The organism is Aquabacterium sp. (genome assembly GCF_030652515.1).
In the GTDB taxonomy this organism is placed as follows: Bacteria; Pseudomonadota; Gammaproteobacteria; order Burkholderiales; family Burkholderiaceae_C; genus Aquabacterium.
The window spans coordinates 1-13,188 of record NZ_JAUSAR010000185.1; the positions used below are offsets into that span (position 1 = coordinate 1).

Below are 13,188 nucleotides of genomic sequence, written 5' to 3' on the forward strand. Positions count from 1 at the left end.
CAAATCAAGCGACAATCGCACCATGGAGTTTGAGTTTTTCAGTCAGACCGACACCGGCCGTGTGCGAACGAACAATGAAGATTCGATCGCCATCGACGAGTCCTGCACCGTGGCCGTGCTGGCCGACGGCATGGGCGGCTACAACGCGGGCGAAGTCGCCAGCGGCATGGCCTGCGATTTCATCAAGGCCGAACTGGGCCGCTGGCTGACCGAGGCCGCGCCTGGCGCCAGCGACGGTGACGTCAAGCGTGCGATGGACATCTGCGTCGACAACGCCAACCGCGCGATTTTCAACGCTGCCAACTCCAACCCGACCTACGCCGGCATGGGCACCACCCTGGTCGTGAGCGTTTTCCGCTCGGGGCGGGCCCTGGTGGGGCACATTGGCGATTCGCGCGCTTACCGCTTGCGCGGCGGCGTGCTGCAGCAAATCACCAAAGACCATTCCCTGCTGCAAGAGCAGATCGACGCCGGCATCATCACCCCGGAGCAGGCTGCGTTTTCCTCCAACAAGAACCTGGTCACGCGCGCCTTGGGCGTGGAAGACCTGGTGTTGATGGAAACCCACCTGCACGAAATCCAATCCGGGGACATTTTCCTGATGTGTTCGGACGGTTTGTCTGACATGCTCACCGATGCGCACATTGCCCAGGTCATGAATGGGCAAACGAGTTTGCCGGACATGGGTTCTGCCCTTATTTCTGCTGCCAATGATGTGGGCGGGCGGGATAATATCGCTGTTGTCCTGGTTCGGGCACAAGGCGTGGCCGAACCTCAGCCCAAGTCCTGGTGGCCCTTCAAGCGCCTGGGCGGCGCATCTTGAACACTAATTAGTAGATCCAATCCGAGAGGTTCCGCATGGGAAAACTGGTCGTCTCGCTCGACGGCGTGGTCATCAAGGAGGTCCAGATCACCAAGGACAAGACCTCCCTGGGCCGCCGCCCGTACAACGACATCGTCATCGACAACCTGGCGGTGAGCGGCGAGCACGCGGTGATGCAATTGGTGGGCACCGACGTGTTCATCGAAGACCTCAACAGCACCAACGGCACCTACATCAACGGCAAGGCGGTCAAAAAACAACTGCTGCAGCACAACGACACCGTTGAAATCGGTAAGTACAAGATCAAGTTCCTGGCCGAAGAAGGCAACGACTACGAAAAAACCATGATCATGCGGCCCGGCAGTGGCGGGTTCAGCAACATGGGCACGTCGCCATCGACATCAACGCTTTCACCTGTGAGTGCGGCCGAACGTGCGGCGCAAGGCCCCCTGACTGCGCCTGGTGGTTTGTACACGCCTTCCGGGACCTCTCCGCTGTCCAATACCAATTTTGGTGGTTTGCCGCCTCAGGCTCCGGCCTTGATCAAGGTGCTCAACGGTGCGGCCGCGGGCCGTGAAGTGGCGCTTAGCAAGGTGGTCACCACGGTGGGCAAGCCCGGCGTTCAGGTGGCGTCGCTCACCAAGCGGCCTGGCGGCTATGTGTTCGCGCACGTGGAAGGCTCGGCCCGTCCTACCGTGAACGGAGCGCCTGTGGGTGGCGAGCCGGTTCACCTCAAGAGTGGTGACGTGATCGAGCTGGCGGGCACGCAAATGCAATTCGTGCAAGGCTGAGGCTGGGGCCGCGATGATCCGCGTCCTGGGTTGTTCAGGGTCCATCGCGGCACGCTGCCATACGACGGCTTTTCTGCTGGATGACGACATCTTGATCGATGCCGGCAGTGGCGTCGGGGAGATGCGGCTGGATGAGCTGGCCCGCATTGACCACATCTTGATCAGTCACAGTCATCTGGACCATGTGCTGAGCATTCCTTTGTTGGCAGACAGTGTGATTCGCTTGCGGCAGGGGCCGGGTGGATTGACCGAACTCAAGCCGATCCACGTTCATGCCTTGCCTGAAACGCTTGAGGCTTTGCGCACGCACATCTTCAATGGTGTGATCTGGCCTGATTTCACGCGCCTGCCCAGTGCGGCTTATCCCATCTTGGTGTTCCACCCTTTTTCGGTCGGCGAGCAGCTAACGTTTCCTGTCAAAGGTGGGCTGGGTGCCGATCGGCGGGTTCATGTGCTGCCTGCCGCCCACACCGTGCCTGGGGTGGGGTTTGGCTTGGAGACACCACAGGGCTGGTGGGTGTTCAGTGGCGACACCGGGCCCAATCCGGCCTTGTGGAAAGCCCTTGAAGGGCGGCAAATTGCCCAATTGGTCATTGAAACCGCTTTTGGCGACGACGAAGCGCACTTGGCCACCATCAGCGGGCATTTGTCACCGAAGAGCTTGGCTCACGAATTGACGCAGCTGGATGGTGAGGTGAGTGTCTACATCACCCACCCTAAACCTGGTGAAGTGCCGGCAGTGCTGGCGCAGATCAGGGCGCTGGACAGTCGGCATCGGATTGAGCCCCTTCGTGAAGGCCAGCGCTTTAATACCCCAGTCGAGGGGTGACAATAATCGTCGCCTTTTTGTTTCATGTGACCAAACCGGGCTTTGTCAGCGAGTGTGATGTGACTAAAAAGGTTGCCGCCAAGGCCTTGATTGCGGGTAAACGAGGAAAAAATCACGGCTTTTCCACGGAGTACGGCTGGCATAGCAACTGCGTAATAGTCCTCACGCCCAGACTGCTGGGTAAGCAATGACAGAAATTTTTTTAGCGGGCCCAGCCCAAGGAGAATGATCATGAAGACGATGCAACGCATGCAAAAGAACGCTCAGAAGGGTTTCACCCTGATTGAATTGATGATCGTGGTAGCGATTATCGGTATCTTGGCGGCCGTGGCTTTGCCTGCATATCGTGACTACACGGTGCGGGCCAAGGTGTCCGAGCTGATTTTGGCTGGGTCTTCTGCCAAGAATGCCGTGGCTGAATATGCGAATGTTTACGGCAAGCTGCCCAACGGCGGATCTTTTACTGTTGAAACTCAGGTTTCAAAATATGTTTCGGGTGTTACGTGGACTGGTTCTAGTGACAGCGCTGGTAAAATCACGGTCACTGCTGATGCTACTGCTGAACCAGCAATTGCTAGTGATACGATTGACTTGAATGCTTCTCTGGTGAGCGGCATTGTGAACTGGACATGCACGGCGGGAAGCAGTAACCCCGTTGATGCCAAGTATCTGCCATCTAGCTGCAAATAATTTAATTTGTGTTCAAAACAGCCCTTCGGGGCTGTTTTTTTTATTCGCAAGAAAATCACAATGCGATTCCTTTGGATTCTGGCCGGCTTTTTGCCATTCGTGAGTTGGGGACGTATTGCGCCCATTGCGTCTTTTTGGCCGCAATGGAGTGCTGCAATGATTTTTCTGATCTTATGCTTCGCGCATTCTTTCGCAAATCGCAATGACCTTAGAGTTGCGAGCCGGAACTCATTTGATGTGCCAGTTCTTGCTTTGATATTAGCTCTTTTGATTCAAATTATGTCGGGTCATGTTTATTCAAAAGCGTCTGCGTCAATGGCGGTAGGAGCATTATTTTTAGGTTGGGTGTTTGCAAAAACTACCGGGGCCTCGATATTGGAAAGGCCGGGTAAAAATATAGATTACTGGTGTATGGGCGTTGTGGGGGCGATGCTATTTCAGGCTGCTATTGTATGGCTGGGTGTATTTGGTAAGGATTTTGTCCATGGATCTTTGGTGGATCTGCCAATCCCGCTTCGCGCATTTGGCGCGTTTGGACAATCAAACCAGTTGGGGGTTTTTTCCGTTTTAACCCTGGCTTGTGTCTACCATCTTTTTTTAAGGCATAAAATTACCGAGAGTGTTGTATGGATATGTGTCGCTATTTCAGCCGTCAATTGCGCCCTGTCATATTCACGATCTGCATTAGTGGTGTGGCTTGTGTTGGCACTTGTTGCTGCTATACCTTTGTGGAGGTTTCGCCAAGCAGATGAGTTTTCTGGAAAATACTGGCGTGTGTATCTAACCACTTGTGCACTGTTCATTTCTATTCAGTTGCTGAATTTCATGATGCCGTTAATGCCTGCCATTGCTGGCATAGAGGGGGGGCAATCCGCGCTGACTGAAGCGCGTAGCTTCAGTTCAAATGCTCGCTGGGAGCAGATTCGCGATTCAATGCAGTTGATCGGCAGATACGCCTACTATGGGGTGGGGTATGAAGGGTTTGCGGGTGTGAGGTTGAAAGAGTTAGGTACCAGCTTGATGGAGCCTGAAACGACGGTACCGCACAATATTCTATTTCAATTGTTTGTTGACTTTGGCTTGATTGGTGCTGCAATAGGTTTATGGCTGACATTTTCGGTTTTCAACGCTGTGCGATCAATCGCATTCAGCTGGAAGGGCTATTCACCTGTTCAATTGCTTGCAATGCAATGGGTTGTTGGGCTATATGTGTACAGCATGTTTGAATTTCCGTTGCTGTACAGCTATTTCTTGTTGCCATTTATGATGATGATAGGTGTGGCTGCTTCCCAAGTGAATGTTGCATTTTTGGTTGTTGGCAGAAAGATGAAAACATTATTGTTTTCGATTCTCTTGATTGGGTTTGGTATGCTTGGTTTGCTGGCCTCGGATTACCAGCGGTTGTATACATTCTTCCATGGTGCTCATTCGAGGTCTGGTGCTGATGGTGGCAATTATTCTTTTCTGATGGAACTTTCCAGAATTCAAAGCTCCTCAATGTTTCAGTTTCATGCTAACTATATTTGGTTGAGCGTGGTTGCATTAAATGATGCCTTTGTTGAGGAGAAACTAGAAATAGCTGACTTTGTCGTAAGAGGGGTTCCGCAATATCAAACAATTTCTAGATATGTTGCCTATCTTGTGCTTAATAAGAATGAAAAACAGGCGATTGAATTTCTGAAGAAATTTTCTCATCGAAATCCAAAGAAATTTAAAGATGTAGTGGTGGAGTTGGAGCGACTAGCGAACAAGCAGGATGCTTCGCATTTGCTCAACAAGTTTTTATTGACCCAATCTTTTAAAGCCTTGACCGAAAGTGGCGCGAGATCTTCGTTAACGTCTCCGCCTGATAGGCCGGCGCCTCTTGTTCGGTAGCTCTCAGCAATCAAGACTCACTTGAGCGGAGCGGCAATGATCGAGCGGTGCATGTGAAGTGGCGTGACTTGTGTGAGCTCGCGGTTCGGTCGATTCAAGCAGTTAAAATTCTCCCTCTCTGTTTCTAACGCCCCAAGCACCACCCATGCCCTCCACCCCCAAGTCCCCCACCGCCATGGCCAACGCCATCCGTGCCCTTGCGATGGACGCCGTCCAGCAAGCCAACTCCGGCCACCCTGGCGCCCCGATGGGCATGGCCGACATGGCGGTGGCCTTGTGGGGCCGCCACCTGCGCCACCACCCCTCGCAGCCGCAATGGGCTGACCGCGACCGCTTCGTGTTGTCCAATGGCCACGCGTCGATGTTGATTTACGCGCTGTTGCACCTCACTGGCTACGACCTTCCGCTGGACGAGCTGAAGAACTTTCGCCAGATGCACAGCAAGACCCCGGGCCACCCTGAAGTCGGCGTCACGCCTGGCATCGAAACCACCACCGGCCCACTGGGCCAAGGCATCACCAACGCCGTGGGCATGGCGCTGGCCGAGAAGCTGCTGGCCACCGAGTTCAACCAGGGCGGCCACACCATCGTGGACCACCACACCTACACCTTCATGGGCGATGGTTGCTTGATGGAAGGCATCAGCCACGAGGCCGTGGCCCTGGCTGGCGCCTGGAAGCTGAACAAGCTGATCGCCCTGTACGACGACAACGGCATCTCGATCGACGGCCAGGTCGCGCCCTGGTTCATCGACAACACGCCCAAGCGTTTCGAGGCCTGTGGCTGGAACGTCATCGGCCCGGTAGATGGCCACGACGTGGACGCCGTGGACGAAGCCATCGTCAAGGCCAAGCTGAGCACCGACAAGCCCACTCTGATCGTCTGCAAAACGCACATCGGCAAAGGCTCGCCCAACCGCGCCAACACGGCCAAGGCCCACGGCGAGCCGCTGGGTGCTGAAGAAATCAAGCTGACACGCGACACCATCGGCTGGCTGCACGAGCCTTTCGTGGTGCCCACCACGGCTTACGCCGACTGGGACGCGAAGGCCGAAGGCGAGAAGCTGGTCACCGAGTGGGACGAACGCTTCACCGCCTACCAGGCCGCTTTCCCCGAACTGGCCGCCGAGTTCACCCGCCGCATGGCCGGTGATTTGCCCGAGAACTTCGCCGAGATCGCGGTCGAGTCCGTGGCTGCCGCGCACGACAAGGCCGAGACCGTGGCCAGCCGCAAGGCCAGCCAGATCGCGCTGGAGTTTTTCACCGCGGCCTTGCCCGAAATGTTGGGCGGCAGCGCCGACCTGACCGGTTCGAACCTGACCAACACCAAGAGCACGCCCGCCTTCCGCGTCGATGCCGATGGCCAGGTCGTCAAGACAGAATCGGGCCAGATCGGCCGCCACATCAACTACGGCGTGCGCGAGTTCGGCATGGCCGCCATCATGAACGGCGTGGCCCTGCACGGTGGCTACATCCCCTACGGCGGCACCTTCCTGACCTTCAGCGACTACAGCCGCAACGCCATCCGCATGGCCGCGCTGATGAAGCTGCGCGTGGTGCACGTGTTCACACACGATTCGATCGGCCTGGGCGAAGATGGCCCGACCCACCAATCGGTGGAGCACGCCGCCAGCCTGCGTTTGATCCCCGGCCTTGATGTCTGGCGCCCCGCCGACACGACCGAAACGGCCGTGGCCTGGACCATGGCCCTGGCCAACAAGCACCGCCCTTCGGCCTTGTTGTTGTCGCGCCAGAACCTGCCTTACGCGCCTAAGACTGATGCCGATGTCATCACGCAAGGCGCCTACGTGCTGGCGGAACCCTCAGAAGTGGGGTTGAAGAAAAAGCCGCAAGCCGTGATCATCGCGACCGGTTCGGAAGTGCAACTCGCTCTGCACGCGCAAACGCAACTGGCCATCGAAGGCATCGCGGTGCGCGTGGTTTCCATGCCCTCGACCACGGTGTTTGACCGTCAGAGCGTGGCGTACAAGAGCAGCGTGCTGCCTGCCAACCTGCCACGCATCGCGGTGGAAGCCGGTGCGACCGATGGTTGGTGGAAATACGGCTGCGCGGCTGTGGTCGGCCTGGACACCTTTGGTGAGTCGGCCCCGGCAGGCGTGCTGTTCAAGCATTTTGGTTTCACCACGCAAAACGTGGTGGACACCGTGAAGGTGGTCCTGGGCCGCCGTCGTTGAATTCGATTGAATTTTTAGTCTTTGTTTAGATTTTTGAGGACCCACTCATGACCATCAAGATTGGCATCAACGGCTTTGGCCGCATCGGACGCATGGTGTTCCGTGCCGCTGTTCAAAACTTCAATGACGTCGAAATCGTCGGCATCAACGACCTGCTCGAGCCCGACTACCTGGCCTACATGCTCAAGTACGACTCGGTGCATGGCCGTTTCAAGGGCGAAGTCTCGATCGACGGCAACACCCTGATCGTCAACGGCAAGCGCATCCGCCTGACCGCCGTGAAGAACCCCGCTGAGCTGAAGTGGGACGAAGTCGGCGCCGACGTGGTGGTTGAATCGACCGGCTTGTTCCTGACCAAGGAAACCGCCGAGGCCCACCTGAAGGCGGGTGCCAAGAAGGTGATCATGTCGGCCCCTTCGAAGGACGACACGCCCATGTTCGTCTACGGCGTGAACGACAAGACCTACGCTGGCCAGACCATCATTTCCAACGCTTCGTGCACGACCAACTGTCTGGCCCCGATCGCCAAGGTGCTGAACGACACCTTCGGCATCAAGCGCGGCCTGATGACCACGGTGCACGCCGCCACCGCCACGCAAAAGACCGTGGACGGCCCGTCGAACAAAGACTGGCGCGGCGGCCGTGGCATCCTGGAAAACATCATTCCCTCCAGCACTGGCGCTGCCAAGGCGGTGGGCGTGGTGATTCCCGAGCTGAACAAGAAGATCACGGGCATGGCTTTCCGCGTGCCAACCTCCGACGTGTCGGTGGTGGACCTGACGGTTGAGCTGAACAAGGAAGCCAGCTACGACGACATCTGCAAGGCCATGAAGGCCGCCTCCGAAGGCGCCATGAAGGGCGTGCTGGGCTACACCGAAGACAAGGTGGTGGCCACCGATTTCCGCGGCGAATCGTGCACCTCGGTGTTCGATGCTGAAGCCGGTATCGCCCTGGATTCGACCTTCGTGAAGGTCGTGGCCTGGTATGACAATGAATGGGGTTATTCGAACAAGGTGGTCGAAATGGCCCGCGTCATCGCCAAGTAAGACCTGGCAGGTGTCCTCAAAAGCCCCTTCGGGGGCTTTCTTCATGGGCGGTGCGGTTGCTTTGTTGTGCCCAAATGTGACGGGGCGGGCCTTGCTTGCACATGGTGGGTGGCCGCTCTTTGATAATCGGTGCTCTTTGCTTTCCTGGAGTAGTGCGTTGTGAATTGGCAAGGCCATGCCTGCGGGCGTCTAATTTCGTGGGTTGGCGTGATGGTGGCGCTGGTGTTCAGCGGCACCACTTTGGCCGCTGAAACCCCGCCAGCGGCACCACGCATGGCCATGGGCTTGATCGTCAAGCTCAAGGATGCCAAGCCGCCATCAGTGGTGCGTTTGAAGGCGTCTGCAGTGCCCAGTGATGGCTTCTCCGGCCAGCGTCAGCGCATCGCTGATGTGGCGAGGCGCAAGCGGGTGTCGTATTTGGTGCAACGGCCCACGGCTTTTGGTGCCCAGGTCATCCACGCCGGGCATCCCGTGACGTGGGTCGAGGCCACGGCCCAAGCGCAACGCCTGCGTGCCGATCCCGATGTCGAATGGGTGCTGGTCAATGAGATCGTCAAAAGGCACGCGCTGGGCACCAGCGACCTGCCGACCGATCCCGGTTATCTGCAGGGCGATGACAGTTCGAGCATCGCCTCCCTAACGGGTGCGGGTGGCGCGGCTGCTCCCACGAGCGGCCATGGTCAAGTCTGGCTGCAAAGTCTGCAAGGCAGCGCCAACGCGGGCGTGGCGAATTTCCCTGCCGCCTGGGATTTCATCGACAGCTGGTCCGCAACGCACACGCTTTCGCCAGTCGTGGTGGCAGTGCTCGACACGGGCAAGCTGGACCACCCCGACATGGATGGGCGGTGGATGCCGGGCTATGACTTCGTGCATGAAGTCCTGGCCGCGGGAGATGGCAATGGCGTCGACGGCGATCCCACCGACATGGGGGACTGGTTGTCCGCCGCCGAAAAATCGATGCACCCGGAAGTGTTCGATTCTGATTGCGAGGAGCAGGATCAAAGTTCCTGGCATGGTCTGGCGATTTCTGGGATGTTGGCGGCCAATGCCAACAATGGACAATATGGGGCGGGCATGTTGGAGCAACTCGGCGGCCCGACCGGCCGACCTTTGCTGATGCCTGTGCGCGTGGCGGGCAAATGCGGGGCTGAGGTCAGCAGCATCATAGAAGGCATGCTGTGGGCTTCGGGCGTCCCTTTCCAGGGCTCGCCGGCCTTGCCGACGCATCCTGCACGGATCATCAATCTGAGCTTTGGCGGTGAAGGTGCATGCGACTCTACGTCCAACGCTGGCCCCATCTATTTGCAAACCATTGCCACACTGAGAAGCAATGGGGTTCTGCTAGTGGCTTCGTCGGGCAACAGCTTCGTTGGCGAAGTCCGTCCATCCATGCCGGCCAATTGCCCGGGTGTATTGGCAGCCACCGGCCTTAACCAGCAGGGCTACAAGGCCAGGTACGCTAACATGCTCAGTGATGGTGTGGCAGTGGCATCCGGCGATGTGAACGCCAGCTATAACCTGGTTGATGATGGCATTTACACATTGGTTAATGCTGGCGTGACCTTGCCAGATACCTCGCTTGTTTCTGGCTCCAGCATGATGCAGAAGGTTGGCACCAGTTTTGCCGCACCGCAGGTGGTGGGTGTGGCGGCCATGATGCTGGCAGTCAATCCTTCCTTGAGCGTGCAGCAGTTGATCGACTTGATCAAATCGACATCGCGCCATGCCTTCCCGTCGGGCAGTCATGCGACGTGCAATGCCTCTGTGCCCCAATCCAATTGTGCCTGTACCACTGCCACCTGTGGCAGCGGGATTCTGGATGCACCTCAGGCAGTCGCCTGGGCGGCCTCGACAGCGGGCGCGGGGGTGAATGCCTCGACCAATTCGGGCGGCGGAGGTGGCGGCGGCTCACTGAACTGGCCCGAGCTTCTCGGCCTGGCCAGCCTGGCCGCCTTGGCGCTCATCAAGCGCCGCTCCTCAGCTCAAGGTCGGCAAGCCGCGAAGCTTTTGCCCTGAGGCAGTTTCAGGGTTGACAAGGCCACCTGGGTGTTGATGTCGGCCTGGGCCACCCGGACCACTTGCACCTCCATGGCGGGCCGCAAGGTGACGACTCTGGCGGTGCGGATGCCGCGCAGCTTCAGGGTGTTGAGCGCGGCATTGGCGTCTTCAAGGCGGGTATAGCGGCCCAGTGACAAGCCTGGCGCCAGATTGGCCGGTGTTTTGACTTCTTCGAAGTTCAGGCCACGGATGCGGCGCAGTTCGGTCAGCTTGCGGGCCAGCACGTCGGCGTCCGCATACGGGCCCATGTAGGTCAACCACACGCCAGGCACGGCCACGGTGTCGGTGGTCCAGCTGTTGGCGGCCAGCACAGGCTTGAGGGTGGCTTCGACCTGCGGTTGTTCCGCCGCGGTGAATGGCCCCGCTTCCACGCAGATGGTGCGGCCCGCAGACGCTTCAGTGACGGGGGCAGACGAGGCGGGATCGGTCTGGCTTGGCGGCGCGGAGGAGGATGACGAGGCCGGTGCGACCGAGGATGCCCCCACCACGGTCAATTGGTCGGCGTTCACCTGCCGCTTCAAACGTTGCGGCTCACGTTGTGCGTCGGGCTGAAGGCCGATGATGTCGTTCAACCACCCATGGCTCCAGGCGTAAAAACCAGCGTTGGCCAACAACAGCACAAGGACCAGGGAACGCAGCATGGATAGTCAGGCTAGGGGATGTGTCGGGGGGGGCGCAGAAGAAGCTGCCAAGCGCACGCTCACGTCGCCAGTGGTCCAGCGTTGCAAGCCGGCGTCAGTATGCACGAGCAGGGCGCCTTGCTGGTCCACGCCGTCAGCGCGGCCGGTGTCGGTGGGGGCGCCGCGCAACATAGCGTTGCCACTGGCGCCGCGCCAAAGGGCCACGTCTTGTCCCGCCAGGGCATCTCGTTGGGCGTAGGCGGCTTGCACAGGGGCAAAGCCCTCCAGGGCAAAGCGGCGCACGGCGCGCAGCAGCTTGGGCGCGACCCAGGCCCACACTTGTCCGGCGGTCAGGGGCGTGGCGCTGAGGTCTTGCAGGCAGGCGTGCGCCAATCCGCTGGCTTGATCGCCTTGAGGCCGCAGGTTGATGCCCACACCGATGACCACCCAACGCTGTCCGGCCGTCAAGCCAGGCGCTGGCGTGGCCTCGATCAGGATGCCGCCCAGCTTGCGCTGTTGCCACCACAGGTCGTTGGGCCACTTCAGGGTGATGGGGGGCTGGGCGGGGCCTGGCAAGGCCGCCAGGCCAGCGTCCAGGGCCTCGGCGATGGCCAGGCCCACGGCCAGGGACAGGGCGCTGCCGCCGCCGGGCACTTGGTCCAGGTCCAGCGGCAAGCCCAGCGAAAAGGTCAGGCTGTCACCAGGCCGGGCCACCCATTGGCGCCCGTGGCGGCCCCGCCCGGCGGTTTGCCGGTGCGCCGCCAGCAGCATGGGCGCGGTGTCGCCAGCCCGGCCTCGGGCCAGCAGTTGCGTGTTGGTCGAGTCGGTCTCGGGCAGGACTTCAATGCTGATGTTCGGACAATCGGCCTGCGTGTCCAGCCAGATCTGCTCGGCGGCGGTGTTCAGGTCGATCATGCCGGCCCGCTCAGCGTTTGCGGGTTTTGGCGGCCAGCATGGTGCCCCGGCATTGCTTGGCGCCGCACCAACAGGCGTATTCACGCTTCAGCGCGGCCGTCAGGCGGGCGTCGATCACCAGGCCGTAGTCGAAGAACAACTCTTCGCCGGGGGCGATGTCGCGCAGCGCTTTGAGGAAGACGCGGTTGCCATCCTGCTCGGCTTCCACGTTGGGATTGCAGGAATGGTTGATCCAGCGGGCCGAGTTGCCCTGATACTTGCCGTCGATGACGTGGCCGTCGTCCAGGTGGAAGTAGAAGGTGTGGTTGGGCTGTTCAGGGTCGTGGGGGTGGCGCTCAAGGGCCTCGTCCCAGGTGATGATCTCGCCCTTGTACTCGATGACGGTGCTGCCGGCCTCGATGGGCTGGGTGGCGAAAACCCCACGGCCGTGGATGCCGGACTGGCGGACCTGAATGCGCCGGCCTGACGCGGATATTTTGGGAATTGCTTGCGTCATCGACAACTTTGGGTACATTGAAATGAGTGGGCGCGCGTGTGCGTGCGCACGCGTAAGAGCTGATTTTAGTTGGATAAAAAATTCAAACCATGAGCAAAGCCCTGGTCATTGCTGAGAAACCTTCTGTCGCACAGGACATCGTGCGGGCTTTGACGCCCATCGATGGCAAGTTCGACAAGCACGACGATTACTTCGAGAGCGCCAATTACGTGGTCAGCTCCGCCGTTGGGCACTTGGTCGAAATCAAGGCGCCGGAGGAGTTCGACGTCAAACGCGGCAAGTGGAGCTTCGCCAACCTGCCGGTGATCCCGCCTTATTTCGACCTGAACCCGATCGACAAGAGCAAGGGGCGCCTCAATGCCCTGGTCAAGCTGATCAAGCGCAAGGACGTCACCAACCTCATCAACGCCTGTGACGCCGGGCGCGAGGGCGAGTTGATCTTCCGTTTGATCATGCAGTACGCGCAGGACAGCACGGCCACCACCAAGGCCAAGGGCCTGGGCAAGGGCGTGCGCCGCCTGTGGCTGCAGAGCATGACACCGCAGGCCATCCGCGATGGTTTCGAGAAGCTGCGCACCGATGACCAGATGATGCCGCTGGCCGATGCCGCGCGTTGCCGCTCCGAGGCCGACTGGCTGGTGGGCATCAACGGCACCCGCGCCATGACCGCCTTCAACTCCAAGAGCGGCGGCTTTCAGAAGACCACCGTCGGCCGGGTGCAGACGCCCACGCTGGCCATCCTGGTCGAGCGCGAGCAGAAAATCCGCGACTTCATCCCCCGCGATTATTGGGAGCTCCACGCCACCTTCGACGCCCACGCCGGCCAATATGACGGACGCTGGTTCGACGAA

Annotated in this window: 12 protein-coding genes; 9 read left to right on the forward strand and 3 right to left on the reverse strand. The window is 59.3% G+C overall.

Going from position 1 to position 13,188, the window contains the following annotated elements; genetic code table 11:
• The first annotated feature begins 22 nt into the window (after positions 1–22).
• The 8 genes from Q7V20_RS20875 (at position 23) to Q7V20_RS20910 (ending at position 10,264) form a co-directional block, all read left to right on the forward strand.
• Entirely contained in the window at positions 23–823 is an 801-nt protein-coding gene (locus Q7V20_RS20875; RefSeq protein ID WP_304795576.1) for a Stp1/IreP family PP2C-type Ser/Thr phosphatase, read from the forward strand.
• Between the two features lie 35 nt (positions 824–858).
• Positions 859–1,614, forward strand: coding sequence for an FHA domain-containing protein (locus Q7V20_RS20880; protein ID WP_304795555.1), 756 nt, complete (start codon positions 859–861; stop codon positions 1,612–1,614).
• A gap of 13 nt (positions 1,615–1,627) precedes the next feature.
• Positions 1,628–2,443 carry a 3',5'-cyclic-nucleotide phosphodiesterase gene (locus Q7V20_RS20885; RefSeq protein WP_304795557.1) on the forward strand — a complete coding sequence of 272 codons (816 nt, stop codon included), beginning with the start codon at positions 1,628–1,630 and terminating at the stop codon, positions 2,441–2,443.
• A gap of 249 nt (positions 2,444–2,692) precedes the next feature.
• Positions 2,693–3,133: a pilin gene (locus Q7V20_RS20890; RefSeq protein ID WP_370652532.1), complete on the forward strand. Its 441-nt coding sequence runs from the start codon at positions 2,693–2,695 to the stop codon at positions 3,131–3,133.
• Between the two features lie 156 nt (positions 3,134–3,289).
• Positions 3,290–5,008 (forward strand): PglL family O-oligosaccharyltransferase, encoded by a 1,719-nt coding sequence (locus Q7V20_RS20895; RefSeq protein ID WP_304795561.1) that lies wholly within the window; start codon positions 3,290–3,292, stop codon positions 5,006–5,008.
• A 145-nt stretch (positions 5,009–5,153) separates the two neighbouring features.
• Positions 5,154–7,202: a transketolase gene (tkt, locus tag Q7V20_RS20900; RefSeq protein WP_304795563.1), complete on the forward strand. Its 2,049-nt coding sequence runs from the start codon at positions 5,154–5,156 to the stop codon at positions 7,200–7,202.
• Positions 7,203–7,249: 47 nt separating this feature from the next.
• Positions 7,250–8,248 carry a type I glyceraldehyde-3-phosphate dehydrogenase gene (gene gap, locus Q7V20_RS20905; protein ID WP_304795565.1) on the forward strand — a complete coding sequence of 333 codons (999 nt, stop codon included), beginning with the start codon at positions 7,250–7,252 and terminating at the stop codon, positions 8,246–8,248.
• 159 nt (positions 8,249–8,407) lie between these two features.
• Positions 8,408–10,264 (forward strand): S8 family serine peptidase, encoded by a 1,857-nt coding sequence (locus tag Q7V20_RS20910; protein WP_304795567.1) that lies wholly within the window; start codon positions 8,408–8,410, stop codon positions 10,262–10,264.
• Here Q7V20_RS20910 and Q7V20_RS20915 read toward each other — a convergent pair.
• The 3 genes from Q7V20_RS20915 to Q7V20_RS20925 are packed head-to-tail and all read right to left on the reverse strand — an operon-like array spanning position 10,231 to position 12,355.
• Positions 10,231–10,947, reverse strand: coding sequence for an SPOR domain-containing protein (locus Q7V20_RS20915; protein WP_304795569.1), 717 nt, complete (start codon positions 10,945–10,947; stop codon positions 10,231–10,233). The two genes, Q7V20_RS20910 and Q7V20_RS20915, sit on opposite strands and share 34 nt — an antisense overlap.
• A 6-nt stretch (positions 10,948–10,953) precedes the next feature.
• Complete coding sequence (locus Q7V20_RS20920; protein WP_304795571.1) at positions 10,954–11,841, reverse strand: biotin--[acetyl-CoA-carboxylase] ligase; 888 nt, start codon at positions 11,839–11,841, stop codon at positions 10,954–10,956.
• Between the two features lie 10 nt (positions 11,842–11,851).
• The gene (locus Q7V20_RS20925) at positions 11,852–12,355 is read right to left on the reverse strand and encodes an SET domain-containing protein (RefSeq protein ID WP_304795573.1); all 504 of its coding nucleotides are present in this window, start codon (positions 12,353–12,355) and stop codon (positions 11,852–11,854) included.
• 71 nt (positions 12,356–12,426) lie between these two features.
• Here Q7V20_RS20925 and Q7V20_RS20930 point away from each other — a divergent pair.
• Positions 12,427–13,188: DNA topoisomerase (locus Q7V20_RS20930; RefSeq protein ID WP_304795574.1), on the forward strand; the 762-nt coding region annotated here is incomplete at its 3' end.

What these genes read in the sequence shown, in the direction of transcription:
- Q7V20_RS20885 (WP_304795557.1), top strand. Translation starts at nt 1,628, where the DNA reads ATGATCCGCGTCCTGGGTTGTTCAGGGTCCATCGCGGCACGCTGCCAT.
- Q7V20_RS20915 (WP_304795569.1), bottom strand. Translation starts at nt 10,947, where the DNA reads ATGCTGCGTTCCCTGGTCCTTGTGCTGTTGTTGGCCAACGCTGGTTTT.
- Q7V20_RS20875 (WP_304795576.1), top strand. Translation starts at nt 23, where the DNA reads ATGGAGTTTGAGTTTTTCAGTCAGACCGACACCGGCCGTGTGCGAACG.
- gap (WP_304795565.1), top strand. Translation starts at nt 7,250, where the DNA reads ATGACCATCAAGATTGGCATCAACGGCTTTGGCCGCATCGGACGCATG.
- Q7V20_RS20880 (WP_304795555.1), top strand. Translation starts at nt 859, where the DNA reads ATGGGAAAACTGGTCGTCTCGCTCGACGGCGTGGTCATCAAGGAGGTC.
- Q7V20_RS20920 (WP_304795571.1), bottom strand. Translation starts at nt 11,841, where the DNA reads ATGATCGACCTGAACACCGCCGCCGAGCAGATCTGGCTGGACACGCAG.
- Q7V20_RS20925 (WP_304795573.1), bottom strand. Translation starts at nt 12,355, where the DNA reads ATGTACCCAAAGTTGTCGATGACGCAAGCAATTCCCAAAATATCCGCG.
- Q7V20_RS20895 (WP_304795561.1), top strand. Translation starts at nt 3,290, where the DNA reads ATGATTTTTCTGATCTTATGCTTCGCGCATTCTTTCGCAAATCGCAAT.
- Q7V20_RS20890 (WP_370652532.1), top strand. Translation starts at nt 2,693, where the DNA reads ATGCAAAAGAACGCTCAGAAGGGTTTCACCCTGATTGAATTGATGATC.
- tkt (WP_304795563.1), top strand. Translation starts at nt 5,154, where the DNA reads ATGCCCTCCACCCCCAAGTCCCCCACCGCCATGGCCAACGCCATCCGT.